Below are 23439 nucleotides of genomic sequence, written 5' to 3'. Positions count from 1 at the left end.
GTGTTACGCGTGCCCGGCGGTCTGCATCTGCCTCAGTTCCTTCTTCAGGTCCCCCACCTCATCGCGGAGCCGGGCCGCGAGCTCGAACTGCAGTTCCGCGGCCGCCGTGTGCATCTGGTCGGTGAGCTGCTGAATGAGGTCGGTGAGGTCCTCGGCCGGCACGGCGGCGAGCCCCTCGCGGTGCACGCCCTGGCCGGGCTTCTTCTTGCGCCCCTTCGCGGCGGCCTCGAGGAGCTCCCGGGTGTCGGCGTCCTCGCGGTTGATGGTGTCGGTGATGTCGGCGATGCGCTTGCGCAGCGGCGTCGGGTCGATTCCGTGCTCGAGGTTGTGCGCCACCTGGATGGCCCGGCGCCGGTTGGTTTCGTCGATGGCCCGTTCCATCGAATCGGTGATCCGGTCGGCGTACATGTGCACCTGGCCGGACACGTTGCGGGCGGCCCGCCCGATCGTCTGGATGAGGGAGGTGGAGCTGCGCAGGAACCCCTCCTTGTCGGCGTCGAGGATGCTGACGAGTGATACCTCCGGAAGGTCGAGGCCCTCTCGCAGCAGGTTGATGCCCACCAGCACGTCGAAGGTTCCCAGCCGGAGCTCACGCAGCAGCTCGACCCGGCGCAGGGTGTCGACGTCGGAGTGAAGGTACTCCACTTTCACCCCGTGCTCGAGGAGGTATCCCGTGAGGTCCTCCGACATCCGCTTGGTCAGCGTCGTCACCAGCACGCGCTCGTCGCGCTCCACGCGGGTCCGGATCTCGTGAAGCAGGTCGTCGATCTGACCCTTGCTCGGCTTCACCACGATCTCCGGGTCCACCAGCCCGGTGGGCCGGATGATCTGCTGCACGAATCCGTCGGACTTCCCGAGCTCGTACTTGCCCGGCGTCGCCGAGAGGTAGACCGTCTGCCCGATGCGCTCGAGGAACTCGTCCCACTTCAGCGGCCGGTTGTCCATCGCCGACGGAAGGCGGAACCCGTGGTCGACGAGGGTGCGCTTGCGCGACATGTCCCCTTCGTACATCGCGCCGATCTGCGGGATGGTCACATGGGATTCGTCGACGACGAGGAGGAAGTCGTCGGGGAAGTAGTCGAGCAGGCAGTGCGGGGCGCTGCCCTGCCCCCGGCCGTCGATGTGCCGTGAATAGTTCTCGATGCCGTTGCAGAAGCCCATCTGCTGCATCATCTCCAGGTCGTAGGTGACCCGCATCCGCAGCCGCTGCGCCTCGACCAGCTTGTTCTGGGACTCAAGCTCGGCAAGGCGCACCTGCAGTTCGTCCTCGATGGCCTTGATCGCACGGTTCATGCGTTCCGGCCCGGCGACATAGTGCGAGGCGGGGAAGACGTACATCTCCTCCTCCTCGCGGATGACGTCGCCGGTGAGCGGGTTGAGGGTGTAGATGTTCTCAACCTCGTCGCCGAAAAACTCGATCCGCAGGGCGTGCTCCTCGTACATGGGAATGATCTCCACGGTGTCGCCGCGCACCCGGAAGGTGCCGCGGTGGAAGTCCATGTCGTTGCGCGTGTACTGCATGCCCACAAACTGGCGCAGCAGCGCGTCCCGGTTCATCTCCTGGCCCTTGCGGAGGGTCACCATCTTGTCAATGTATTCCTCGGGCGTACCCAGGCCGTAGATGCAGGAGACCGTGGCGACAACGATGACGTCCCTGCGCGTAAGCAGGGCGTTGGTGGCCGAGTGCCGGAGCCGTTCCACCTCCTCGTTGATCGAGGAGTCCTTCTCGATGAAGGTGTCCGTCTGCGGAACGTAGGCCTCGGGCTGGTAGTAGTCGTAGTAGGACACGAAGTACTCGACGGCGTTATTGGGCAGCAGTTCGCGGAACTCGTTGGCCAGCTGCGCCGCAAGGGTCTTGTTCTGGACCATCACGAGGGTCGGCCGCTGGACCTGCTCGATCAGCCAGGCCGTCGTCGCGCTCTTTCCGGTACCGGTGGCTCCAAGGAGGACAACGTCCTTCTCCCCTGCCTTGATCCGGGTACTCAGTTCGGCGATGGCCGCCGGCTGGTCGCCTGCCGGCTGATAATCGCTGATGACCTCGAAGGGAGCTACGACCCGCTTAATATCCTGGGCAAGACTCATATCTAGTACGTTAGCGCGTTATGCGGACAATCAGCTTCCGCTTAGCTGGAGGCGGAACCGCAGGATCGCTCCGGCACCGCACCGGCCGCCCCTACCGCGGGCCGGGAACCGCCGTGGAGCCGGCCAGCTCAAGGTGGACCTCCGCCGCCCGTCCCGGATCGGCGCTGGAGTGGAACCCCAGGCGCCCGCGGGCAGCGGGATGCCCGGCGCCCGTCCGTCCGGGGGCGGGCGGGAACCCCGCCGCGGTGAGCAGCGGCCGCAGTGCCGCCGCGTCGGCCCGGGTGGACACCGCCAGCCTGAACTCCAGCACATCCGGGGACCGGCGCCCGGGCACCGCTGTAGGCCCGACGTGTTCGACATCCAGCACCCGCGGGTCAACGCGCCGGAGCCGGGTGCTCAGCCGTTCCGCCTGCGCCGGCCATGTCGGGTCGGGCTCGACGGGGTCGAGGGGGCCCCGGAGCGCGGGGACTCCGGCGAGGAGGTTGGCGTTGAAGGGCAGGATCCGGCGCTGCCAGAGCGCCTCGAGGTGCGCGAGCGTGTCGGCCTCGCTGCCGGCGTTGTCGATGACGACGTCGGCCGCGGAGTTCCGCTCGTCCGGGCCGAGCTGGGCCCGCAGACGGCTGAGCGCCGCCTCCGCGGTCATGCCGCGCAGACGCACCATCCTGTCGATGCGCTGGTCCTCGGGGGCGTCGATCACCACGACGAGGTGGAAGCGGGCCACCTGGCCCGTCTCAACGAGCAGGGGCAGATCCTCGACGACGACGGCACCGGCCGGGGCCGAGGCGGTGCGGGCCTCGGCGAGCGCCCGGATGCGGGGGTGAAGGATGCCGTTGAGGCGTTCCCGCGCCCGGGGGTCGCCGAAGATGATCTCCCCGAGAGCCCTGCGGTCGAGGGAGCCGTCCGCGGTGGCAAGCTCGCCTCCGAAGGCGTCTAGCACCTCGGCGAGCCCCTCGGTGCCGGGCTCCACCACCTCGCGGGCGAGGGCGTCCGCGTCGATTACGACGGCGCCCAGCGCCCTCAGCCGCCCGGCGGCCAGGGACTTGCCGGCGGCGATCCCTCCGGTCAAACCAACTCTCAGCATCCGCCAAGGGTAGCGCGGAGCGACGCCCCGGCTGTCAATCCCGGCACCTCACCGGTTGCCCTGCCTATTACGCCGAGCAGGCTTACTACAATCCAAGAGGAGGTCATGACACCATCACTTTCGGACCTTGAGGGAGCTGGCCTCCTCGGTCTTCGGATGGGACGATTTCCGCTCCGGGCAGCGGCAGGCGATGCAGGCGCTGCTGGAGGGGAGGAACGTCCTCTGCGTGATGCCGACCGGTTCCGGGAAGTCGGCGATCTACCAGGTGCCGGGCCGAGGGTCCACCCAGCGGGGTTGGTGGGGTAGCCGTGCGACGGTGGGTTGATCGGCGGCCCGGACGTCGCGGGCTCAGCCGGGAGCCGCCTGTCCCTGCCCCATCTCGGGCATACTCTGCGCCCCGAGTCGTCGGCCAGCTCGGCGCCGCCTCACGCCGCCTCCAGCCGGTGCTTACGCACCTGGTCACCGGCGGCCGGTTCCCGTGCTCCCGCTCATAGGCAAGCAGCGCCTCCAGACCGCCTTCATTCAGGGACGTGATCCGCGAAGGAAGGGTGCCCAAGGGGATGGGGTCGTAGTCGGGCAGCGGCAGTTCGCCGCGTGCAGGGGACTCGCTCACATCTCCTCCTCGTTTCGCGGTGCCGCCAGCGCACAAAGGCCTGAACGGTTCCGGCAAGGAAGCGGAGAAGCCCACGCGGAGCGGCCGGTATGCCTGTTGCCAACACCCCCTCCGGCCCATACTCTGAGAGAGGTTGAGCAGTCAGCCATGGAACCTCGTTTGGAGCAGCCATGGAGCGAAGTCTGACGATAACCGAGTGGATAAACACCACCCGCACAGCCGGCCAACCGCAGTGAGTGCTTCCTTCCAGCCCGCGCACACCAGCCTCCCGGACCCTCCGGCCGGCCGCCGCTTCCCACCGGAGACCTCCCCCAGCGGGGCAGGGCCCTTCCCTTTCCCGCAGCGGGCCCCGGCCCTGCCTCCAAACTCAGCGGCACGACCGCCGCACGCCGTAAGGAATACGTCATGACCCTGGACTACCTCAAATCACTGGCCGTCGCCGCAGCTCAGCTTGAGTCGGCCGAATTCTCCCGGGACCAGGCGGCCACCCAGCTGCAGTTGACGGTCCTCGAGGCGATCAACAGCGGCGGGAGCGTCACCGCCGTAGCCGAGGCCGCCGCCATTTCGCCTCAGACAGTCTTCACCCTGTGCGATCAGGCCGACGGCAACTCGAATGGACTTCTGGTGATCTGATCCCGCCTCAGGACGCGGAGGGCGCCGGTGGTCGCTGTGTATGCTGAATTCGTTGCCTGGCATTGAATCCAAGCCGGGTGGAGCGCCAACGATGAATGTACCCCTTGATGACCTGACTTCGGTTTTCGCGCGGCTCATGGACCTCCCCCTGCGCTCGACCCCCAGCACGGCGCTGCCCGCGGCGGCGGTGCTGCTCGGCAACGCCCAGCCCGATCAGACGCCGGCCGAACTCAGGAAAACCCTCCAAGAGGCACGGCACAGCAGGGACAGCATCCACACCGAATGAACTGATCGACGATCGACCGCCGCCACCGCGCGCACCCTACAGCACGGATGTGCCGGAGTGGAGCGTACCCCCAGCCCGGATTCCGGGTCGGGCGACCCGGGGTAGACCCGGAAGAAAGGCACCCGCGGCGTCGGAAGCGACTCCCGTAGGGGATGCTCCAGTCCACGGCCTGAGTTCGTCGGACCCCACCGGCTAGGATTACAGGAATGACCGCTCTCCACCGGCACCCCACCGCATACTCAACGGTTCGGGGCGAACACCGGAACGAGCTCGAGATCCGCCGGTCCCGGTTCATCACGGTCCTGCGCAGGGCGGGAACCGAAACCGAAGCGGACGGCCTCCTGGCACAGCTGCGCACCGAATTCCCGACGGCGCGGCACCACTGCAGCGCCTACCTGATCGGAGCAGGGCGCACCATCCAGCGGGCACACGACGACGGCGAACCGGCCGGCACCGCCGGCGCCCCGATGCTCGAAGCCCTCAGCCGCCACGGCGCGGCAGACCTCAGCGACACCGCCGCCGTCGTCGTGCGGTACTTCGGAGGCATCCTGCTGGGCGCGGGCGGGTTGATCCGCGCCTACTCCCAGTCGGTGACCCGGGCGCTGGACGGAGCACCCCTGGTCCGCCGCCGCCTCCTCACCCTCCACACGGTGCCGGTGGCGCACGCCGAGGCCGGGCGGGTCGAAAACGAGCTGCGCGCCGCTGCCACGATCGTCCTCGGCACCACCTACACCCCCGAGGAGGCGCTCATCGAGGTGGCGCTTGAATCCGGCGCCGACAGCTATGAGGATTTCCAGCGGCGGCTTGCCGCTTCCACCGCCGGGGCCTCGGTGTCCCGCCCTGCAGGCACCACGTGGGTGGACCATGACTGAGTTCGACTTCGACCGCCTGAGCCGCAGACCGGACGTCGAGGCGCCCAACCTGCACGCCTACGACGCCACCGACCGGCTGCTGCTGGACTCGGCGGCCGGCAGGCTCGCCGAGCAGCCCACCGGCGTGGTCACCCTCGGCGACCGTTACGGCGCCCTCACCCTCGGAGCGGCCCTGCTGCACGGGGTCCCCCGTCCGCGCGTCCATCAGGATCCGCTCTCGCACGAACTGGCGCTTGCCCGCAATGCCGGGGCGGTGGGCGCGTCCGGACGATATGAGCGGCACGGGCTGGGTCCCGAGCTCCTCCGGGATGCCCGCACGGTGCTGCTCCAGCTTCCGCGCTCCCTCGACGCCCTGGAGGAGGCCGCCTGGAACATCGCCGCCTATGCCGATCCTTCGGCCACCGTCTACGCTGGAGGGCGGCTCAAGCATATGAGCCTGGCCATGACCGCGGTGCTCCAGAAGTATTTCGGCTCCGTCACCGCGGGGCTGGCCCGGCAGAAATCCCGGGTCCTCACCGCCTCCGGACCGCTGCCAGCCGGCAGCGCGGCGTTCCCGCTCACGCAGCGGCATGACGTCGGCCTCCCCCACCCGCTGGTGCTGCGGGCGTTCGGCGAGACGTTCGGCGGGGCGGCCCTGGACCCCGGAACCCGGTTCCTCCTCCCCCACCTCGCGTCCGCGGCGGCGACGGATTCGGCCATCGACCTCGGCTGCGGCAACGGCGCCATCGCCGCCTACCTGGCGCTGACCCGGCCCGGGCTGCGGGTGATCGCATCGGACCAGTCGGCCTCCGCCGTGGCCTCCACCAGGGAGACTGCGCGCGCGAACGCCGTCGGGGACCGGGTGGACGTGGTGCGCGACGACGCGCTGTCGTCCCAGCCGAAGGGGTCGGCGGACCTGATCGTCCTGAATCCGCCCTTCCATATCGGCGCCACCGTTCACGCAGGCATCGCCGTGAAGCTGTTCACCGATGCGGCCCGGGTGCTCGCCCCGGGCGGGGAACTCTGGACCGTCTGGAACAGCCACCTCGCGTATCGGCCCGCCCTGTCCCGGATCGTCGGCCCGACCCGCCAGATCGACCGCAACCAGCGGTTCACGATCACCTGTTCGGTCCGCCGCTGACCCACGCAGCATGGCGGCGGCCCATCGAGGACGCAGCACTTACGGCCCGGACCCCCTCCACCGGTTCGAACTGCACCCTCGATTTAAGGGATTCCGCCCTGGCCCATCGAGGACGCAGCACTTACGGCCCGGCGCCCCTCCACCGGTTCTAACTGCACCCTGGATGAAGACCGGCCACACCACCAGCCCTGCCGTCCCGGGCCAAAAAGAAGGACCCCCGCCAAACGGCGGGGGTCCTTCTCAGTGTTCGGCGTAAGCCGGAGGGTTAGGCTCCGGTCAGCTTCTCGCGGAGAGCCGCAAGCGCCTCATCCGAGGCAAGGGTGCCTGAACCGGTCTCAGCGGCGACGGGCTCCGAGGAGTAGCTCGTTGCGTTCGACTCGACGGGCTCGTTGGCGGCAGCGGCGTCGTCGGACGCGTGCTGCACAACCTGCTTCTTGTGGGACTCCCAGCGGGCCTGGGCCTCGGCGTACTGAGCTTCCCAAGCGGCGCGCTGGGTCTCGTAGCCTTCGAGCCATTCGTTCGACTCGGGGTCGAAGCCCTCGGGGTACTTGTAGTTGCCCTCTTCGTCGTACTCGGCAGCCATACCGTACAGTGCCGGGTCGAACTCGGTGCTGTCGGCGTCGACGCCCTCGTTGGCCTGCTTGAGGCTGAGGGAGATGCGGCGGCGCTCGAGGTCGATGTCGATGACCTTGACGAAGAGCTCGTCGCCAACGGAAACGACCTGCTCTGCAAGCTCAACGTGGCGGACTGCCAGCTCCGAGATGTGGACCAGGCCTTCGATGCCGTCTTCGACGCGGACGAACGCACCGAACGGAACCAGCTTGGTGACCTTACCGGGAACAACCTGGCCCAGAGCGTGCGTCCGGGCGAAGGTCTGCCAGGGATCTTCCTGCGTGGCCTTCAGCGAGAGCGAAACCCGCTCGCGGTCCAGGTCGACTTCGAGAACCTCGACGGTGACTTCCTGGCCGACCTCGACAACCTCGGACGGGTGGTCGATGTGCTTCCAGGACAGCTCGGAGACGTGAACCAGACCGTCGACGCCGCCGAGGTCCACGAACGCACCGAAGTTGACGATCGAGGAGACAACGCCCGGCCGGACCTGGCCCTTTTCAAGCTTGTTGAGGAAGGTCGAGCGGACCTCGGACTGGGTCTGCTCCAGCCAGGCGCGACGCGACAGCACAACGTTGTTGCGGTTCTTGTCGAGCTCGATGATCTTCGCTTCGATCTGCTGGCCGATGTACGGAGCCAGGTCGCGCACACGGCGCATCTCGACGAGCGACGCGGGCAGGAACCCGCGCAGGCCGATGTCGAGGATAAGACCACCCTTGACGACCTCGATGACGGTACCGGTGACGACGCCGTCTTCTTCCTTGACCTTTTCGATGTCGCCCCAGGCACGCTCGTACTGAGCGCGCTTCTTGGACAGGATCAGACGGCCTTCTTTGTCCTCCTTGGTGAGCACCAGGGCTTCGACCTGATCGCCAACGGAGACGACGTCTCCGGGGTCAACGTCGTGCTTGATGGAAAGCTCACGGGAAGGGATGACACCCTCGGTCTTGTAACCGATGTCGAGCAGGACTTCATCGCGGTCGACCTTGACGACGGTACCTTCGACGAGATCTCCGTCGTTGAAGTACTTGATCGTCGCGTCGACTGCTGCGAGGAAGTCCTCAGCGGTGCCGATGTCGTTGATAGCGACCTGCGGGGCACCTTGCTTCTCGGTGGTGGTGATGGTCATGTAGTTGGGGCTCCGTTGTGGAAGTTTTCTTGATCCGGAAAGCGGACGCTGGAAAATCCGGCCGAAAAAGCCGGGCCATCCAGGGGAATCCGATGTCCGGAAGCGGACAGATTGGATAAAACCTAAAGAGCGGTTCTATTGGTATTACGCGGGAACTCGCACGGCGGATGCCGGCCCGAACCACAGCGCAATACGCGCCCGTCTAGTCTAACGGCGGGAGCCAACCCCGTCAAAGCGGGCCGGTAGTGCCGTCCCGCTCTGCCGGCGCCTAGAAATGCGTGATGCAGTAGGGGTTTTCGGCGTCCCGGAACAGGTCGTTGAGCAGCTCGATGGCGCCCTCGGTGCGCTGCTCCACCAGCCCGGCACCGACGAGCGCGGCGGGGCTGACTCCGCCCAGGTAGAGCGAGCCGAGCGCGGCGATGTCCAGCGCCACGTCGACCTCCGAATCGGCGTCGACCCGTTCCACGCGTCCCCGGCCGCCGGTGACGGTGAGCTGGTAGGTGCCGCCCGCGAGTCCGAGCGCGTCGGCCACCTCGAACACCAGCCGCCCGCTGCTGCGGTACCCCCGGCCCTCGAGGGCCCGGGCGACGTCGAGCAGGCGCACCCACAGGACGTCCTCGACGCCGGTGACCCGGTAGCAGCGGCGGTCCGCAAGCGCCCAGGGCAGCGGGTCGTCCACGGCCGCGCCGTCCCAGGTGATCTCCTGGATGAGGTCCATCGCCCCGAGGTACCGCCAGAGGGCGAGGTAGGACTCCTCGGTGCCGGCGACCAGGTCGAGAATGCTGACGGTGTAGGGCTCCTTGGACCACCCCTCGAACCGGTAGGCCACGTAGCCGACGGCGTTGCCGGCGTCGTCGTAGTGCACCGCCGTGCGCACCGCCTTGTCCTCGACCGGCCGCTCCCGGCCCCACTGGCCGGAGACACGGCGCGCGTAGGAGTACTGGCGCCCGACCGAGCCGCGGGTGCGGGCATGGAAGCGGGCAAAGACCTCCCCGGAGAGCGCGGGGACCTCGGCGGGCTCGGCCAGCTCCGTCCGCCCGGACGGGGTGCCGAGCACGGCGAAGCGCTCCCGCACGTCCACGGTCACGCTCGAGGTGAAGGTGGCGCAGCCGAAGCCGAACCGCCCGTAGATGGTGGCCTCGGATGCCGTCAGCACCGCCACGGGCACACCGGCGGCCGCCGCGTCCTGCAGGTCCTCGGTCATCATCCGGCGCAGCAGGCCACGCCGCCGGTGGGAGGGCCGCACGGTGACGGAGGTGATCAGGTGGGCCTGGAGCGGCTCCGGCCCCCCGGCATTGAGGGTGTTCCGCATTGAGGCGTAGGTCGCCACCGGCACGGCCCCGTCGACGGACAGGGCACCCGGTGCATCGTCGTGCACGCCGACCAGCACCCGCCCGTCGGCGGTGAACGCCTTCACGTAGGCCGGGTAGTCCTCGGCGTCGGCGCGGGGCTCGAAAAACCCGACCCCCACGGCGTAGAACCAGTTGGCGAACCGTCCTCCCGGCGAGGTGTCCTCCCCCGCCGTGACCTGGAACTTCTCAAGACGCAGTTCGGCAGAGGTGCCCGGCGTCGTCGTCTGTGTGTTCACGCTCCAAGACCCTAGCCGGATTATGCGCCCTCCACCACAGGCCGCCGAGGATTGGTCAGTGCGCCGCCTCGTGCCAGCTCAGCCCGGTTCCGACAGAGACATCCAGGGGCACCGACAGGTCGGCCGCGCCGGCCATCTGCTCGCGCACCAGAGCCTCGACAACGTCCTTCTCCCCCTCGGCAATCTCGAGGACCAGTTCGTCGTGCACCTGCAGCAGCATGCGCGAGGACAGGCCCTTGGCCTTCAACGCGCCGTCCACGCCGAGCATCGCCTTCTTGATGATGTCGGCCGCCGAACCCTGGATGGGCGCGTTCAGGGCCGCCCGCTCCGACATCTCGCGCAGCTGGCGGTTGTCGCTGGAGAGGTCCGGGAGGTAGCGGCGCCGGCCCTCGATGGTTGAGGTGTAGCCGTCCTTGCGCGCCTGTTCGACGATGCCGCGCAGGTAGTCGCGCACCGCGCCGAACCGCTCGAAGTAGTCGCGCATCAGGGTGCGCGCCTCGTCGACGGAGATGGCCAGCTGCTTGGAGAGCCCAAAGGAGCTCAGCCCGTACACCAGGCCGTAGGACATCGCCTTGACCTTGGAGCGCATGGCGCTGGTGACCTCCTCGGGGGCGACCCCGAAGATGTGCGAGCCGACGAACCGGTGAAGGTCCTCGCCCTCGCGGAACGCGGAGATCAGGCCCTCGTCGCCGGAGAGGTGGGCCATGATGCGCATTTCGATCTGAGAGTAGTCGGCGGTCATCAGGGTCTCGTAGCGGCTGCCGTCGGCGCCCTTCCCGACGACGAACACCTCACGGATCCGCCGGCCCTCGTCGGAGCGCACCGGGATGTTCTGCAGGTTCGGGTTGATTGAGGACAGCCGGCCCGTCGCGGCGACCGTCTGGGCGTAGGTGGTGTGGATGCGCCCGTCCTCGGCCACCGACTTCCGCAGGCCCTCGACGGTCTGCCGGAGCTTGGTGGCGTCGCGGTAGGCCAGGAGCTGCTCGAGGAACGGATGGCCGGTCTTGACAATCAGGTCGGTGAGAGCGTCGGCGTCGGTGGAGAACCCGGTCTTGATCTTCTTGGTCTTCGGCAGCCCGAGTTCCTCGAACAGCACCGTCTGGAGCTGCTTGGGCGAGCCGAGGTTGATCTCCTTGCCGATGATGCGGAACGCCTCGGCCCCGGCGGTGCTGATGGTCTTGGAGAAGTCGTCGAGGAGCCGGTCGAGGCGTTCGACGGAGACGGCGACGCCGGTGAGCTCCATCTCGGCCAGGACCTCGGACAGGGGCAGCTCCAGCTCACCGAGGAGCTGGTTGGCGCCCTTTTCGACGAGCTGGCCGGCGAAGTGCTCGCTGAGCTGCAGGGCCGCGAAGGCGCGCATCACGGCGGGACCGGCGAGGTCCTTCTCCCCGAGTTCGAGGGCGAGCTGGCCGGAGGCGTTGCCCGGCGCCGTGCCGAGGGTCAGGCGCAGGTGGTACTGGCTCAGGTCGGCCAGGTCGTAGCTGCGGCGGTCCGGCTGGATCAGGTAGCCCGAGATGGCCGTGTCGTCCACCTCGCCCGCCAGGTGCAGCCCGCGCGGGGCGAGCAGCTTGTAGGCCTCCTTGAAGTCGTGGACCACCTTGGGCGCGTCGAGGTCGGCCAGCCAGTGCGCGAGCACCTGCTCCGCCTCGGCGTCGAGCCCCTCGAGCGGCACGAAGGCGGCCGCGGTGGAGGTGACGATGGCGATCCCGGTGACGTCGGTGCCCCCGGTGGTGGCCTCGGTGGCGAGGTGGACCGCCGCGGGGGCCTGGTTGGTGGAGTTCAGCCACGCGGTCAGGGGCGCGGCGTCGGTGAGGACAACGTGCGGCGGCGGGGTCATCTCGTCCCCGGTCTCCTCGGCCTCTTCCTCGCCGAACAGGTCGAACAGCCGCTTGCGCAGGGTGTTGAACTGCAGGGAGTCGAAAAGGTCCTCGACGGCGGAGCGGTCCGGGTGCTGGGAGACCATCGCATCGAGGTCCACGGGCAGGTCCAGGTCGGTGAGCAGCCGGTTCAGCCGGCGGTTGCGGCGGACGTCATCGGCGTGGGCGCGCAGCGCGTCGCCCACCTTGCCGCCGATGGAGTCGAGGTTCTCGAGTATCCCCTCCAGCCCGCCGTAGAGCTTAATCCACTTGGCGGCCGTCTTGGGTCCGACACCGGGCACGCCGGGCAGGTTGTCGGCGCTCTCTCCGACAAGCGCGGCGAGGTCGGAGTACTGGTGCGGCGGAACGAAGTACTTCTCCTCGATGGCCTGAGCGTCCATCTGGGGGATGTTGGTGACACCCTGCTTCGGGTACAGGACGGTGACGCGGTCGTTGACCAGCTGGAAGGCGTCTCGGTCCCCGCTGACCACCTGGACGTCCCAGTCCTCGGCCGCTGCCTTGGTGGCGAGCGTGGCCAGGATGTCGTCGGCTTCATAGCCGTCCATGGAGATAGTGGGGATGCGCATGGCCTCCATCACCTTGATGATCAGGTCGACCTGCCCGTGGAACTCCTCGGGCGTCCGGGACCGGCCCGCCTTGTACTCGGTGTACTCCTCGGAGCGGAACGTCGGGGTGTCAAGGTCGAAGGCGACGGCCACGTGGGTGGGCTTCTGGTCCTTGATGAGGTTGATCAGCATTGCGGTGAACCCGTACACGGCGTTGGTGTGCTGGCCGGTGTCGGTGGAGAAGTTTTCGGGGGGCAGGGCGTAGAACGCCCGGAACGCCATTGAGTGTCCATCGATGACCAGGAGGCGGTTGCGCTGTCCCGTCGCTGTTCTCGGGGCGGGCAGGGTGGATCCAGGTTTGGTTGTTTCACTCACAGGTGCCAGCCTAGTTCCCATGGTCGACAATTTCACTCAGCCGCCCGCGGGCCGCTCCGCAGCCAACCCGTATGCCGAGGAACTCACCGCCGCCGGGGTGCCCCCGGAGATGCATGGCTGGCTGGGTCGGCACGGGATCGGGCGCCTGACTGTGAAGATGGGCATCACCTTCTCCGAGATGAGCGCCGAACGCATGGTGGCTTCAATGCCGGTCGCCGGCAACGAGCAGGTGGCCGGAATTCTCCACGGCGGCGCGCACCTGGTGCTGGCCGAGACCCTTGGGTCCTTCGCCGCCGGAATCCATGCCGGCCCGGGACGGCACGCCCTGGGAATCGAGATCAGCGCAACCCACCACCGCAGCATCGCCGCCGGGACGGTCACAGGGACGGCCACCGCCGTCCACCTTGGACGCACGCTGACCACGCACGAGGTGGTGATGACCGACGAGGAGGGCCGCCGGCTCTCCACGGCGCGGATCACCAACCTGATCCGCGACGCCCGCTAGGGCGCTAACACGGGAGGCCAGAGCCTGCCAGCGCTCTCTTTGCTGCCGGCCGTCCGGCTCAAATCGTTTCCCCGCCCCAGCCCGCCGTCCTACGGTTTAAGCGCAGGCAGGTGGACCAAGACGGAGAGAAGTGAGAACGGTGGCAGCCGACGGTCTTAAGAAATACCCGCTCATCCTCGCCCTCAGCGCAATGTTCCTCGTGGGCTGCGACGACGCCGACAACCAGGATGGCGGAGGCTCCTCACCCGAGGAGTCCTCGCAGTACGACGACAACAACGGCATCGATACCGACCAGGGTGACGATGCCCGCGGCGAGGACAACGACAATCAGTGACAGCCGGCCAGGGCGGGCGTCAGCCGTCGGTCCTGCCGGCGGGACAGGAGTGCACAGATGAAACGGCGCAAGAGGCGGGTACGTAGCTCGACCGGGGTGCGGCTTACCCTGATCCTGGGGTCCGCGGTGCAGGGGGCGTGTGCGGGCCTCGTGGGCGCCGCCGCCATGACCCTCGGCGAAAAAATCGAACAGGCGCTCACCAAACGGCCGGACTCATACGTGCCGGGACGCACGCTGAGCACGCTGCTGGGCCGGCCGGTGTCGGACCGGGCCAAGCCCGCCGCGGCCAACTCCGCGATGCACTGGGGAACCGGGGCGGTGCTCGGGGCCCTGCGGGGCGTCTGGGCCATGACCGGCATCCGCGGAGGGACCGCCAACGCCACCCACACCGTGGTGCGCCTCGCCTTCGACCAGACCCTGGAGAACGCGACGGGCGCCGGTGCGCCGCCGTCGCTCTGGCCGGTCGGGGAAAAGACTGTGGATTACCTCCACAAGGCGGTCTACTCCCTCGTCACGGGCGTTGCGGCCGACCGGTGGATCGCCCCGCGGCTGATCTCACGGCGGGGTGTCCGCAGCCACTGAGCAGCGCCTCGATCGGTGCCGCCTAGGAAGGGACCGGCACGCTGCGCTTGTTCAGCCCGTCCTCGATGCGGCGGCGCAGTTCGGCGGGGCGGAAGGGCTTGGTGAGGTATTCGTCGGCCCCGGCCTCCGCGCCGCGGGCCTCATCGCGTGGGTCGGCCCGCGCGGTGAGCATGACAATCAGCGTGGAGGAGAACCGGCGGATCCGCCGTGCCACCTCGAACCCGTCGATGTCGGGCAGGCCGACGTCGAGGGTCACCACCTGCGGGGCGATCCGGCGCACCATTTCGACACCGGCCTGACCTGCGGGGGCGGTGTGCACTGTGAAGCCGAACCCCGTAAGCACCGCGTGCAGGAGGTCCCGGACGTCATCGTCGTCTTCAATGACCACCGCGGCTCGCGCTGGCTTATCGTCTTGCATTCGGCAAGTCTACTCAACGCGGGGCGGCCGGGTGGCGGCGCCCGAAGAGGAAGTAGGCGATCGGCCCGGCGAAGTTGACGAAACACGCAACGGCCCAGGCGGCGCGGCTGCCCCGGACGGCGGCGGCAGGGCGCCGCGCGAGGTCGGTGAGTGCGGCGGCCATCAGGGTCACCTGCACAGCTCCCAGCGCCATCACGGCCCTGCGCTGGACCCGGCTGAGGTCCTTCCAGGACTTCCTGCGGTCCGCACGGGCCCGGGCGCTTCGCGTCATGGTTGATCCTTCGGTCGGTGGCGCAGAGCGCCCGTGGCGCCGGTTCCGGCTGAGCGGTGCTACGAGGAATGCGCGGCCTGGGGCGCCGTGATTGCGACCAGGCCGACCCGAAGCTGCGGATCGGGACGGTGCGGAACATCGGCGGTGATCCGCAGCTGCCAGCGCACCCGGAACTTCCCCGTATCCAGCGACGGTGAGGGCAGGAAACGCGGAGTGGCGACCTCGAACGGAAGCACGGCCTCCGCCCCAGCGGCGGGCAGTCCATCCGTCAGGGTGGTCGCGGCGATCGTGTTTTCGGTGTGCCGGGGGTGCTTCTGCGGGCGGTCGCCGGATTGGCCAGCGGGCGTGGGCCCATAGGCGACCGCTTCGAGCATCACGAGCTCCACCCGGACCGAACGCAGCGTTCCGTGGTGCAGGGCAACCCGGAGCCGTCCGGTGACCGGTGTCGCGTTGGTCAGGACACGCGCGGGCAGCTCGACCAGTTCAAGGGACGCCGTCCACTGGACGGTGGCCTCCGGATCCTGGACGGCATCGGAACTGCAGCCCGCCGCGGCCGACTGGACGGTGAACGTTCCCTCGCCCACGGATTCCTGATCATTACGGGCGGACATGCGCACCCGAAGGATCCAGGAGATGCTGATCAGCTCCCCCCGCACGGAGGGAAGGTTCAGCGCCGGAACGGCGACGACGGCGCGGGTCCGGTAGGTCTCCCCCGCCATCACCCTGCCGGCCGGCGGCAGTGGCTGCTGCGAGATGACGTGGGTGGAGCGGTCCCGCGCGGTGTAGATCACGCCGTGGAGGTTGGTGCGGCCGTACCCGTAGTCGATCACCTGGACCACTTCGAGCACCACCTGATCGGCCACCACGTCGCGCTCGGCGACGGCTTCGACGTCGACGGCGAAGCTCTCACCCTCCACCACGGCACGTTTCGCCGGAAGCGGGCGGATATCGATGTCCAGGGGGGCTGTTCTGTGCTGCATTGGCCGGCCCTTCCTACCCCTGAGGGAGCGGCGGATTCAGCGGCGCCGCCAGCTGCTGTCCGGCGGCCTCATCGGACATCCGCGCGATGAAGCGCAGGTCCTCGGGCGTCAGCTCCATCTGGCCGTGCTGGGTGTCGACCTCCGGGTGCCCCGCGGCACGGCGGACGGCTCCGGCCACCGTGCGCGGAAGCACCCTGCATCCGCGGTTCGTCGTGATCCATCGGCGCGTGGGCTGGTCCAGCTTGTCCCAGGTTTCCTCAAGGCTCATTGAATGCTCCGATCCATTGGCGGTGCTGCGGCGTCGGCACAAGTAAAGCTCAAGTTCCGGCTCCTGCACAGGGGCTTTCGTCCTCCACCGGTCCTCACCGTGGAAGGGGTACCGTCCACGAGAGCCTCGTTCCATGGCCCGGGGCGCTCACGGGGACAAATGTTCCCCCGACCGCCGCCGCACGGTGCTGCATATTGGAGAGGCCGCTGGTGCGCCCTGGGTTGCGGAAGCCCTTCCCGTCGTCCTCAATCAGCAGCTTCACCTGCCCGCCCCGCACCGAGACGGTGATGGTGATGTGGAGCGCCCCCGAATGCCGCAGGGCGTTCGAGAGGCCCTCCGAGAGCACAGCCAGCAGGTGACCGGCCACAGGTTCCGGAATGCCGTCCACCGGGCCGCGCATCTGCAGTTCCGGCGTCGTGCCCGCCTGCCAGGTGCCGTCCTGCACCGCCCGGACGATCCGGGAGCTGAGCCGCTCGCGCCCGCCGTTGTCACCCAGCGCGTAGATGGTGTCCCGCAGTCCCCGGATCGTCTCATCAAGTTCCCCGGTGATGGAGTTGATGCGCTGCTGCGCGACCGGGTCCGTGGTGTGGCGGCGCAGGCTCTGTACGCTCAGGCCGGCGGCGAAGATGCGCTGGATCACCAGGTCGTGAAGGTCGCGCGCGATGCGGTCCCGGTCGGAGAAGACGATCTGCTGCTCCCGCATCAGGTGGGCGTGGGCCAGCTCAAGGGCCAGTGCTGCGCGCGAGCAGTACACCTCGTTCATCTCCACGTCGACCTGCCCGTACCCGGGCGCTCCGAATGGGCGGGCAAGGATCAGGATCCCCGCGTGGGTGCCTTTGTGGCCCAGTGCCGCCACCAGGACGGGACCGAGTTCCTCAGCGGCCGCCGCCCCCGCCCAGAGATCAGGGGCGCGGCACAGGACGGACTCTCCGGTGGTCAGCAGGTGGGCGATGGGCGTGCTGTCGGCGGCGATGGCGTGGCCCTTCACCAGGTGGCTGTCGCCGACGGCCGTGCCGCAGCGCAGCACGCGGCCGCCTGGATCGGGGAAGGCGATCATCGCCACCGCGGAGTCGGACTGCTCGAGGGCCCCTTCGGCGATCAGGTCGAGGCCCGCGGCTTCCGCCGTCGGGTTGCCCATCAGCCGTTCGCTGACGTCCATGCCGGCCTCGAGCCACCGCTGGCGCCGCGTGGCGTCCTCGAACAGGCGCGCGTTCTCAATGGCGACGCCTGCCGCCGCGGCCAGCGCCACGGCGAGTTCCTCATCCTCGGCCGTGAAGTGCTCCCCGCCCTCCTTCTCGGTGAGGTAGAGGTTCCCGAAGGCCACCCCGCGCACCCGAACCGGAACGCCGAGGAACGTGCGCATCGGCGGGTGGTGTTCGGGGAAGCCGCTGGCCTGAGGGTGCTCATTGAGGTCGGACAGGCGGATCCGCCGGGGGTCCCGGATCAGGTGCCCGAGCACGCCGCGGCCCTCGGGCATTTCCCCGACGAGGCGGGCCTGGTCCTCCTCCATGCCGACCGTGACGAAGTGGGTCAGTGCGTCGTCGGGTCCGATCACCCCCAGGGCCCCGTACCGCGCCCCAACGAGCTGGCAGGCGGAGGTCACCACCCGGTCAAGCACTGCCTCGAGGCTGAGGTTCTCCGCGAGGGACATGACCGCCGAGAGCAGGCCCTGCAGTCGTTCCTGGGTGTGGAGGAGGTCCTCGGTGTGCGGCAGGAAGTCCTTCAGCACCTGCTCCGCGCCGGACAGGGAGGACTGCGCGACGGACGCGCGGCGGGGGCCCGGAGCTGACGCCGTCACCACCGTCCACCGCCCGCGGCGCGGCCCGGCCCGGCAGGGGGCGCCTCCAGGCGTCCCCGCTTCGGCGGCCGTTCCACCGGCAGCACGTAGATCGCATCGATTCCGGCCATTGCACTCCCCCGACTTCGGCAAACCCACTTGGCAGCGGAAGGATCCCCTTCCACCGGTCAGCACCCCAGCCTGCCCGCAACGCGACCTCCCGCGGGAGGCGCTCCTTCGCCCCGCCGCGTCCCTGCAATCCTGCGTCTTTCCTGAACTTTTCCTAAATTTTTCCTACATTGTCCATTCTGCGGGTGTTCTCCCGCCGAGCGCCACCCCGCGTGTCCCCCCCGGCGTCACATGCGGGAGGCCGTTATCCCTTGGCCCGCGCCCGGCTTGGCTGGACGCGCGGGGGCTCACCGGGCATCTTCGGATAGTCCGGCGGAAAGGGAAGCTCCCCGAGGCCCGCCTCCAGGTCCCGCTCCCACCAGCCGAGCAGCGTGTCGATCGTGCCCGGTTCGGAGTGCATGTCCGCCCACGGGTCCCCCCGGTCCTCCAGCCGCGCCGGCACCGTCAACACCGTGAAGCTGCGGGGGTCCGCCGCGCCCAGTTCGTCCCAGGCAAGGGGGCAGGACACCGGGGCATGGGGCAGCGGGCGCGGACTGTACGCCCCCGCCATGGTGCGGTCCCGGTTGGCCTGGTTGTAGTCGACGAAGACGAGCTGCCCGCGCTCCTCCTTCCACCACGCTGTCGTCACCCTGTCGGGCATGCGGCGCTCGAGTTCGCGGGCGGCGGCGATGACGGCGTGGCGGACCTCGAGGAACTCGTGGTCCGGGCGGATCGGGGCGAAAACGTGGAGCCCGCGGTTGCCCGAGGTCTTCACGAAGGAGGTCAGTCCGGCCTCGGCGAGCACCGAGCGCAGTTCAAGGGCGGCTGGGACGGCCTCCTCGAAACCGGTGCCGGGTTGGGGATCGAGGTCGATCCTCAGCTGGTCGGGGTTGTCGGGGTTGCCGGCCCGCGAGGCCCAGGGGTGGAATACGAGGGTGTTCATCTGCGCGGCCCACACCACGGCGGCCGGCTCATCGAGGACCAGCTGCGGGTGTGACCGGCCGCTGGGGTACACCACGGGCACTGAGCGGATGAAGTCGGGTGTGCCCTTAGGGGGGTTTTTGGAGAAGAACTGCTCGCCGTCGATGTCGCCGGAGAACCGCTGCAGGGACACCGGCCGGTCACCGTTCGCGGCGAGGAACGCCTCCTGCACCCGGATGAGGTAGTGCGCCAGGTCGAGCTTCGTCAGGCCGGGCTCGGGCCAGAGCACCCGGCTGGGACTTGAGATGCGGACGTCGCGGGCGCCATGAGGGCCGGGGACGGACAGGGTGGTTTCTTCGCGGGCCATGGGAGCACCCTACTCCGCGGGGCCCGCGCTCATTTGTCCTCTGCTCCTATTTGACGCGGGTCAAAAGTGGTGTCCACGAGCAGCTTGGGGTTGAAGGAATCGGCAATTCGCTGCCAGGAGACAAGCTTGTGGTTCTGGTTACCACTGTTGTCGTTGCCCGCATCGGTGTTGGTATGGTCCTGGCTGGTAAAGAGTCCAGCGGGATATGAAGGTCCGAGTGGGAAATTGGTCACGTCAATGCCGTCTTGACCACTCACACCGTCGACGCTGTCTCCATCGCCGATCTCGAAGGAGCCGATGTAGTCGTTGTCACCGCGGTTGTAGACGACGAAGTTGGATCCACCCTGACTCGACACAATCAGATAACCGGTCCCCTCCCGACCATAATAGATGGCGGGATTTTTGATGTTGTCCACTATCCGTCCACCGGTTGCCTCGGTGCGGTCCACGAGTGTCCGGATCGAACCGTGCCCCGGCTCAGCTCCGTACCGCCACAAGCCGACCTCCTCCTCGGCCACATAGACACGTTGCAGCTCATCATCTGCCGCGATGCCTTCCGAACTGCCGCCGTTGTCGAAGGTACGCACGGCAGTCCCTTGAACCGATCCAGTGGAGCCGTCCAGTTCGAACTGAGTTACCTCGTTGGTATTGAAATCATGCACAAAGGCGAAATACTTCCCAGAGACCGGCGAGTGGTACATGGCGAAGCCGCGAGGCCTGCCCGGAGTGGTGATGCGCCCCACCTCGGTCAGAGACCGATCCGCAGTGTTCACCTTATAGAACCGAACACCGGTCGACCCCTCATTCCTCTCGGTCGCACCGACGAGGGCGATGCGCTCACTTCCCAACGGAAAGTTGTACCGAAGATCGACGTTGTTCATGCTGCCGTGCAGGTAGAAATGTATCTGGCGCCCCGATAGGTCATAGACCCCCACGCCCCCGGTAGCCGTCTTGTCCGTACCGATCACCACGCTCTGCGACGGATCCGTCGGGTGTATCCAGATGGCGGTGTCGTCCGCCGCGTCCTCGGCGCTCGGAACGGGCTTTGTCTCTTCGGACGGAACCGGAGCGCCCGCCGAAGCCGCCTGCGGGGTGCCCTGCGGGGCGATGACTAAGTTGAGGACTGCGAGGGCGGCAGCTGAAACCGCGACAAGCAGGACCGCGAGCCGGATCAGCGTGCGTCGAACACTTACGGAGTGGGCCATGGCATTCCTATCCGTTGGCCGGTGCGCTGTACGAAGGCGGCGCAGAAGGGCTCCTTGCTTGGCAATTCGCTCCCCCAGCTACAACGAAAGCGTACGGGGCCTAAAGCATGCGCTCAAGAGTCCGCTTTAACTCATTTGAAAGGCTTGTTGAGGCGGATGGTGCGGAGGCTGAGGCGGAGACCTGCCGGAAGCAAAAGCGTTCATCATCTCGTCGTCGGAGATCTCGAAACGACCGCTGCCGGGTCGCGCGCGTCGCCGGTCCCTCCCGTGTGCCGCTACCGCTCATTTACTGTCTCTAAGGGGGAGCCGGCCGGACGCCTGCGGAGCGTCAGGGGGCGGATCAGCGCCAGTGCTGCGTAGAGGGCGATCGCGAGTGCGGTGATCGTGGCTCCAGGGGACAGCGGGTGGTAGTAGGTGATCGACAATCCGACCACGCACACGGTGGCTCCCAGGGCCATCGCCAGCCTCATGGTCGTGCGGAAGGATGCGGTGACCAATTGGGCGATCGCGACGGGAACGATCATCAGCGCGGAAACCAGCAGGACCCCCACCACCCGCATGGAGATCGACACGGTGAGCGCGGTGGTGACGGCGACCAGAATATTCAGAGCCCGGGCGGGCAGGCCGCTCGCACGCGCAAATTCCTCGTCGTAGCAGAGCGAGAACAGCGCCGGGCGCAAGCCAAGACCGACGCCGAAGATGAGGGCCGTCAGGCCAGCGGTGAGCCAGACATCGGCTTGGTCCACGGTGGAAATCGACCCGAACAGATATCCCGTCAGGTTTGCCGCTGTGCCGCCGGCAAGACCGATGAGCAGGACGCCGCCGGCGATCCCGCCGTAGAACAACAGCGCCAGCGCCACATCCGCGCTGGTCCGGCCCCGCTCTCGGACGAACTCGATCAGAAGCGCACCGGCGACCGAGGCGATGACGGCGCCGGGCACCGCCAGCGCGTCCGCAGAAGCGCTGCCGGCCGCAGCCCCGGCGAGCCATCCCATCGCCACCCCCGTCAGGGCGATATGGCCGATGCCATCGCCGAGCAGTGCCAGCCGGCGCTGCACCAGGTAGGTTCCGATCACCGGTGCGGCCACACCCACCAGCACCGCAATGATCAAGGCCCGCTGCATCAGTGAACTGGAGAGCATGGTGCTCAAAGTGTCGAAGAATTCCATTACTGCCCCCGCCAGCCTGCAGCGATCACAGGTGCGGTGCAACGCGGCGGCTGCCCGCGCACCTGACCGTGGAGGTGGTCCTGGTCCGGGCTCGGGGGTCTGGAGGAGGGCGGTGCGCCGTCGTGCACTACGCGCCCGTTCTCAAGAACCACGGCGCGCTCAACGATCGGGGCCAGCACACCGAGGTCGTGGAGGACGACCACGATGCTGGTGCCCTCGCTCTGCAGTTTTCCCAGGGTGGCAGCCAGGGCCTCCTGGGACTTCCTGTCGATTCCGGACATCGGTTCATCAATCACGAGCAGCTCCGGCCGGCGGACCATGGCGCGCGCTATGAGCACCCGCTGCTGCTGCCCGCCGGAGAAGATGTGCACGCTATCTCCGGCGCGTCCGGCCAACCCGACCTGTTCGAGTGCTTCCATCACACGCCCGCGCCCGCGGCGTCCCGGAAAAAGATTCCGGTCGGTGAGCAGTCCCGATGCCACAACCTCTTCGGCGGTCACGGCCATCGCCGGATTGGAGTTCACCCTTTGGGGCACGTACCCAATGCGTGACCACGGAACGGAACGCCGGTTTTGAATGTCCGAACCGTGAAGCTCCACCCGCCCTGCGGTGATGGGGACCAGTCCCATGAGGACCTTCACCAGGGTGGTCTTCCCCGAACCGTTCGCGCCGAGCAGGGCGAGCGTCTCACCCCTTGCGACCCGCAGACTGATCCCGTCCAGCACCCGGCTTGCGCCCAGATGTACGCGGAGACCGTCGACCAGGACCGCCGCGCGGCTGCCGGTGGACTCACTCACAGTTCAGGGCCCCGCGCAGTGCGGCCAGGTTGTTCCGCATGACGTCGAGGTAATCCTTACCCGGGTCCGTCAGCGACTCAAGAGGGTCAAGCAGGGCCGTTTTCATTCCGAGGTCCGATGCCAGAACCTCGGCCACCTTGGGGTTCACGAGCGACTCGGTGAAGATCGTCGTGACATTCCGGCCCTCAATGACCCTGCGGAGCTTCGCTATGCGCGCCGGTGCCGGTTCGGATTCAGGGTCAATTCCGGAGATGCCCGTCTGCTTGAGACCGTACCTGTCGGCCAGGTATCCGTAGGCTTCATGGGCGACGACGATTGTGCGCCGTTCGCAGTCCGCCAGGCCGGTGGAGAACTCCTCATCGAGAGAAGACAGTTCCTGGCTCAGCTCCTGGGCGTTGGCCGTATATGTCTCGGCATTTTCCGGGTCGATCTCGCTGAAACCCTGTGCGACCACATCGGCCACTGCGGCAAGACGCTGCGGGTCAAGCCAGAAGTGTGGGTCGGCTCCACCGGAGTCCGGGGCGCTGCTGCTCCCGTCGGCGGGTGAGAGGTCAGCCGCGTCGGCCACATCAACGGTCTGCTCCGGGGAGACCTGGCTGACCGCCTCATCGACGGCGGCCTGGAATCCGGAGGCGTAGACCAGCACGGATGCATCCGCGCGCGCCAGTTCGGCGACCTTCGCCGGCGAGAGTTCGAGATTGTGTGGATCTGCGCCGGGTGGGGTCACCGAGCCGACGGCGCTTTCCTCTCCCCCCACCCGCTCTGCGACGTAGTGGAGCGGGTAGAACGATGCAAGCACCTTCAGCGACGCCGGTTCGCCGTTTGTGCCCGTCGGCGCGGACGGGGCGCATGCGGACAGGGTGACGGCGGCCAGCACCGGCAGGACGAGTGTGCGGCGCGGAAGGGAGATCATGAATATCCTCGGTT

The 23439-nt window shown here is 68.0% G+C and carries 23 protein-coding genes and 1 pseudogene; 8 read left to right on the top strand and 16 right to left on the bottom strand.

The window, feature by feature from the left end; translation table 11 throughout:
* Positions 1-3: 3 nt before the first annotated feature.
* The gene (gene uvrB, locus GVV77_RS03065; RefSeq protein WP_159616295.1) at positions 4-2082 is read right to left on the bottom strand and encodes an excinuclease ABC subunit UvrB; all 2079 of its coding nucleotides are present in this window, start codon (positions 2080-2082) and stop codon (positions 4-6) included.
* Positions 2083-2173: 91 nt separating this feature from the next.
* Positions 2174-3163, bottom strand: a complete 990-nt coding sequence (coaE, locus tag GVV77_RS03060) for a dephospho-CoA kinase (protein WP_159616294.1) — start codon at positions 3161-3163, stop codon at positions 2174-2176.
* A 127-nt stretch (positions 3164-3290) separates the two neighbouring features.
* On the opposite strand from coaE, the gene GVV77_RS03055 reads away from it, so the two are divergent.
* The gene (locus GVV77_RS03055) at positions 3291-3488 is read left to right on the top strand and encodes a DEAD/DEAH box helicase (protein WP_201293163.1); all 198 of its coding nucleotides are present in this window, start codon (positions 3291-3293) and stop codon (positions 3486-3488) included.
* A gap of 186 nt (positions 3489-3674) precedes the next feature.
* Here GVV77_RS03055 and GVV77_RS18645 read toward each other — a convergent pair.
* Positions 3675-3896, bottom strand: a pseudogene (locus GVV77_RS18645) (hypothetical protein); the annotation flags it as partial.
* Between the two features lie 285 nt (positions 3897-4181).
* Between GVV77_RS18645 and GVV77_RS03050 the strand changes: the two are divergent.
* From GVV77_RS03050 to GVV77_RS03035, 4 genes are all read left to right on the top strand, one after another.
* The gene (locus tag GVV77_RS03050; protein ID WP_159616293.1) at positions 4182-4409 is read left to right on the top strand and encodes a hypothetical protein; all 228 of its coding nucleotides are present in this window, start codon (positions 4182-4184) and stop codon (positions 4407-4409) included.
* 91 nt (positions 4410-4500) lie between these two features.
* Positions 4501-4695 (top strand): hypothetical protein, encoded by a 195-nt coding sequence (locus GVV77_RS03045; RefSeq protein WP_159616292.1) that lies wholly within the window; start codon positions 4501-4503, stop codon positions 4693-4695.
* A gap of 206 nt (positions 4696-4901) precedes the next feature.
* Positions 4902-5567: an IMPACT family protein gene (locus GVV77_RS03040; RefSeq protein WP_159616291.1), complete on the top strand. Its 666-nt coding sequence runs from the start codon at positions 4902-4904 to the stop codon at positions 5565-5567.
* Positions 5560-6687, top strand: coding sequence for a class I SAM-dependent methyltransferase (locus GVV77_RS03035; RefSeq protein WP_159616290.1), 1128 nt, complete (start codon positions 5560-5562; stop codon positions 6685-6687). The genes GVV77_RS03040 and GVV77_RS03035 overlap by 8 nt, the downstream gene beginning before the upstream one ends.
* Positions 6688-6952: 265 nt before the next feature.
* Here the strand turns inward: GVV77_RS03035 and rpsA are convergent, their stop codons facing one another.
* From rpsA to polA, 3 genes are all read right to left on the bottom strand, one after another.
* Entirely contained in the window at positions 6953-8425 is a 1473-nt protein-coding gene (gene rpsA, locus GVV77_RS03030) for a 30S ribosomal protein S1 (protein ID WP_120168329.1), read from the bottom strand.
* Positions 8426-8693: 268 nt separating this feature from the next.
* Complete coding sequence (locus tag GVV77_RS03025) at positions 8694-10013, bottom strand: GNAT family N-acetyltransferase (protein ID WP_159616289.1); 1320 nt, start codon at positions 10011-10013, stop codon at positions 8694-8696.
* A gap of 55 nt (positions 10014-10068) precedes the next feature.
* A complete protein-coding gene (polA, locus tag GVV77_RS03020) occupies positions 10069-12831 on the bottom strand; it encodes a DNA polymerase I (protein WP_159616287.1) in 2763 nt (920 codons plus the stop codon).
* Between polA and GVV77_RS03015 the strand changes: the two genes are divergently transcribed.
* The 3 genes from GVV77_RS03015 (at position 12830) to GVV77_RS03005 (ending at position 14231) form a co-directional block, all read left to right on the top strand.
* On the top strand, positions 12830-13315 hold the full coding sequence (locus GVV77_RS03015) for a PaaI family thioesterase (protein ID WP_159616285.1): 486 nt from the start codon (positions 12830-12832) through the stop codon (positions 13313-13315). The two genes, polA and GVV77_RS03015, sit on opposite strands and share 2 nt — an antisense overlap.
* A 130-nt stretch (positions 13316-13445) precedes the next feature.
* On the top strand, positions 13446-13649 hold the full coding sequence (locus GVV77_RS03010; RefSeq protein WP_159616283.1) for a hypothetical protein: 204 nt from the start codon (positions 13446-13448) through the stop codon (positions 13647-13649).
* Between the two features lie 57 nt (positions 13650-13706).
* Complete coding sequence (locus tag GVV77_RS03005) at positions 13707-14231, top strand: hypothetical protein (RefSeq protein WP_159616281.1); 525 nt, start codon at positions 13707-13709, stop codon at positions 14229-14231.
* 22 nt (positions 14232-14253) lie between these two features.
* On the opposite strand, the gene GVV77_RS03000 is transcribed toward GVV77_RS03005, so the two are convergent.
* The 10 genes from GVV77_RS03000 to GVV77_RS02955 form a co-directional block, all read right to left on the bottom strand.
* Entirely contained in the window at positions 14254-14649 is a 396-nt protein-coding gene (locus tag GVV77_RS03000; RefSeq protein WP_159616279.1) for a response regulator, read from the bottom strand.
* Between the two features lie 13 nt (positions 14650-14662).
* Positions 14663-14920, bottom strand: coding sequence for a PLD nuclease N-terminal domain-containing protein (locus GVV77_RS02995; protein ID WP_159616277.1), 258 nt, complete (start codon positions 14918-14920; stop codon positions 14663-14665).
* Between the two features lie 59 nt (positions 14921-14979).
* The gene (locus GVV77_RS02990) at positions 14980-15900 is read right to left on the bottom strand and encodes a hypothetical protein (protein WP_159616275.1); all 921 of its coding nucleotides are present in this window, start codon (positions 15898-15900) and stop codon (positions 14980-14982) included.
* A 13-nt stretch (positions 15901-15913) separates the two neighbouring features.
* A complete protein-coding gene (locus GVV77_RS02985; protein WP_159616273.1) occupies positions 15914-16168 on the bottom strand; it encodes a hypothetical protein in 255 nt (84 codons plus the stop codon).
* 94 nt (positions 16169-16262) lie between these two features.
* Positions 16263-17966, bottom strand: a complete 1704-nt coding sequence (locus GVV77_RS02980; RefSeq protein WP_246199609.1) for a GAF domain-containing sensor histidine kinase — start codon at positions 17964-17966, stop codon at positions 16263-16265.
* 352 nt (positions 17967-18318) lie between these two features.
* The gene (gene ligD, locus GVV77_RS02975; protein WP_159616271.1) at positions 18319-19341 is read right to left on the bottom strand and encodes a non-homologous end-joining DNA ligase; all 1023 of its coding nucleotides are present in this window, start codon (positions 19339-19341) and stop codon (positions 18319-18321) included.
* A gap of 29 nt (positions 19342-19370) precedes the next feature.
* Positions 19371-20546, bottom strand: coding sequence for a phytase (locus GVV77_RS02970; protein WP_159616269.1), 1176 nt, complete (start codon positions 20544-20546; stop codon positions 19371-19373).
* Positions 20547-20821: 275 nt separating this feature from the next.
* Positions 20822-21715, bottom strand: a complete 894-nt coding sequence (locus GVV77_RS02965; RefSeq protein ID WP_159616267.1) for a metal ABC transporter permease — start codon at positions 21713-21715, stop codon at positions 20822-20824.
* Positions 21715-22512 (bottom strand): metal ABC transporter ATP-binding protein, encoded by a 798-nt coding sequence (locus GVV77_RS02960; RefSeq protein WP_159616265.1) that lies wholly within the window; start codon positions 22510-22512, stop codon positions 21715-21717. The genes GVV77_RS02965 and GVV77_RS02960 overlap by 1 nt, the downstream gene beginning before the upstream one ends.
* Positions 22505-23425, bottom strand: a complete 921-nt coding sequence (locus GVV77_RS02955) for a metal ABC transporter substrate-binding protein (RefSeq protein ID WP_159616263.1) — start codon at positions 23423-23425, stop codon at positions 22505-22507. Before GVV77_RS02955 ends, GVV77_RS02960 begins: the two co-directional genes overlap by 8 nt.
* Between the last annotated feature and the right edge of the window lie 14 nt (positions 23426-23439).

Source organism: Arthrobacter zhaoguopingii (assembly GCF_009828605.1).
Lineage (GTDB): Bacteria > Actinomycetota > Actinomycetes > Actinomycetales > Micrococcaceae > Arthrobacter_D > Arthrobacter_D zhaoguopingii.
Note: the sequence above shows the minus strand (reverse complement) of the source record. Positions and strands in the feature narration are given on the sequence as shown.

What these genes read in the sequence shown, in the direction of transcription:
- GVV77_RS02990 (WP_159616275.1), bottom strand. Translation starts at nt 15,900, where the DNA reads ATGCAGCACAGAACAGCCCCCCTGGACATCGATATCCGCCCGCTTCCG.
- GVV77_RS03050 (WP_159616293.1), top strand. Translation starts at nt 4,182, where the DNA reads ATGACCCTGGACTACCTCAAATCACTGGCCGTCGCCGCAGCTCAGCTT.
- GVV77_RS03045 (WP_159616292.1), top strand. Translation starts at nt 4,501, where the DNA reads ATGAATGTACCCCTTGATGACCTGACTTCGGTTTTCGCGCGGCTCATG.
- GVV77_RS03035 (WP_159616290.1), top strand. Translation starts at nt 5,560, where the DNA reads ATGACTGAGTTCGACTTCGACCGCCTGAGCCGCAGACCGGACGTCGAG.
- rpsA (WP_120168329.1), bottom strand. Translation starts at nt 8,425, where the DNA reads ATGACCATCACCACCACCGAGAAGCAAGGTGCCCCGCAGGTCGCTATC.
- GVV77_RS02955 (WP_159616263.1), bottom strand. Translation starts at nt 23,425, where the DNA reads ATGATCTCCCTTCCGCGCCGCACACTCGTCCTGCCGGTGCTGGCCGCC.
- GVV77_RS03015 (WP_159616285.1), top strand. Translation starts at nt 12,830, where the DNA reads ATGGTCGACAATTTCACTCAGCCGCCCGCGGGCCGCTCCGCAGCCAAC.
- GVV77_RS02970 (WP_159616269.1), bottom strand. Translation starts at nt 20,546, where the DNA reads ATGGCCCACTCCGTAAGTGTTCGACGCACGCTGATCCGGCTCGCGGTC.
- GVV77_RS03000 (WP_159616279.1), bottom strand. Translation starts at nt 14,649, where the DNA reads ATGCAAGACGATAAGCCAGCGCGAGCCGCGGTGGTCATTGAAGACGAC.
- GVV77_RS02965 (WP_159616267.1), bottom strand. Translation starts at nt 21,715, where the DNA reads ATGGAATTCTTCGACACTTTGAGCACCATGCTCTCCAGTTCACTGATG.
- polA (WP_159616287.1), bottom strand. Translation starts at nt 12,831, where the DNA reads ATGGGAACTAGGCTGGCACCTGTGAGTGAAACAACCAAACCTGGATCC.
- GVV77_RS03040 (WP_159616291.1), top strand. Translation starts at nt 4,902, where the DNA reads ATGACCGCTCTCCACCGGCACCCCACCGCATACTCAACGGTTCGGGGC.
- GVV77_RS02995 (WP_159616277.1), bottom strand. Translation starts at nt 14,920, where the DNA reads ATGACGCGAAGCGCCCGGGCCCGTGCGGACCGCAGGAAGTCCTGGAAG.
- ligD (WP_159616271.1), bottom strand. Translation starts at nt 19,341, where the DNA reads ATGGCCCGCGAAGAAACCACCCTGTCCGTCCCCGGCCCTCATGGCGCC.
- GVV77_RS02985 (WP_159616273.1), bottom strand. Translation starts at nt 16,168, where the DNA reads ATGAGCCTTGAGGAAACCTGGGACAAGCTGGACCAGCCCACGCGCCGA.
- uvrB (WP_159616295.1), bottom strand. Translation starts at nt 2,082, where the DNA reads ATGAGTCTTGCCCAGGATATTAAGCGGGTCGTAGCTCCCTTCGAGGTC.
- coaE (WP_159616294.1), bottom strand. Translation starts at nt 3,163, where the DNA reads ATGCTGAGAGTTGGTTTGACCGGAGGGATCGCCGCCGGCAAGTCCCTG.
- GVV77_RS03005 (WP_159616281.1), top strand. Translation starts at nt 13,707, where the DNA reads ATGAAACGGCGCAAGAGGCGGGTACGTAGCTCGACCGGGGTGCGGCTT.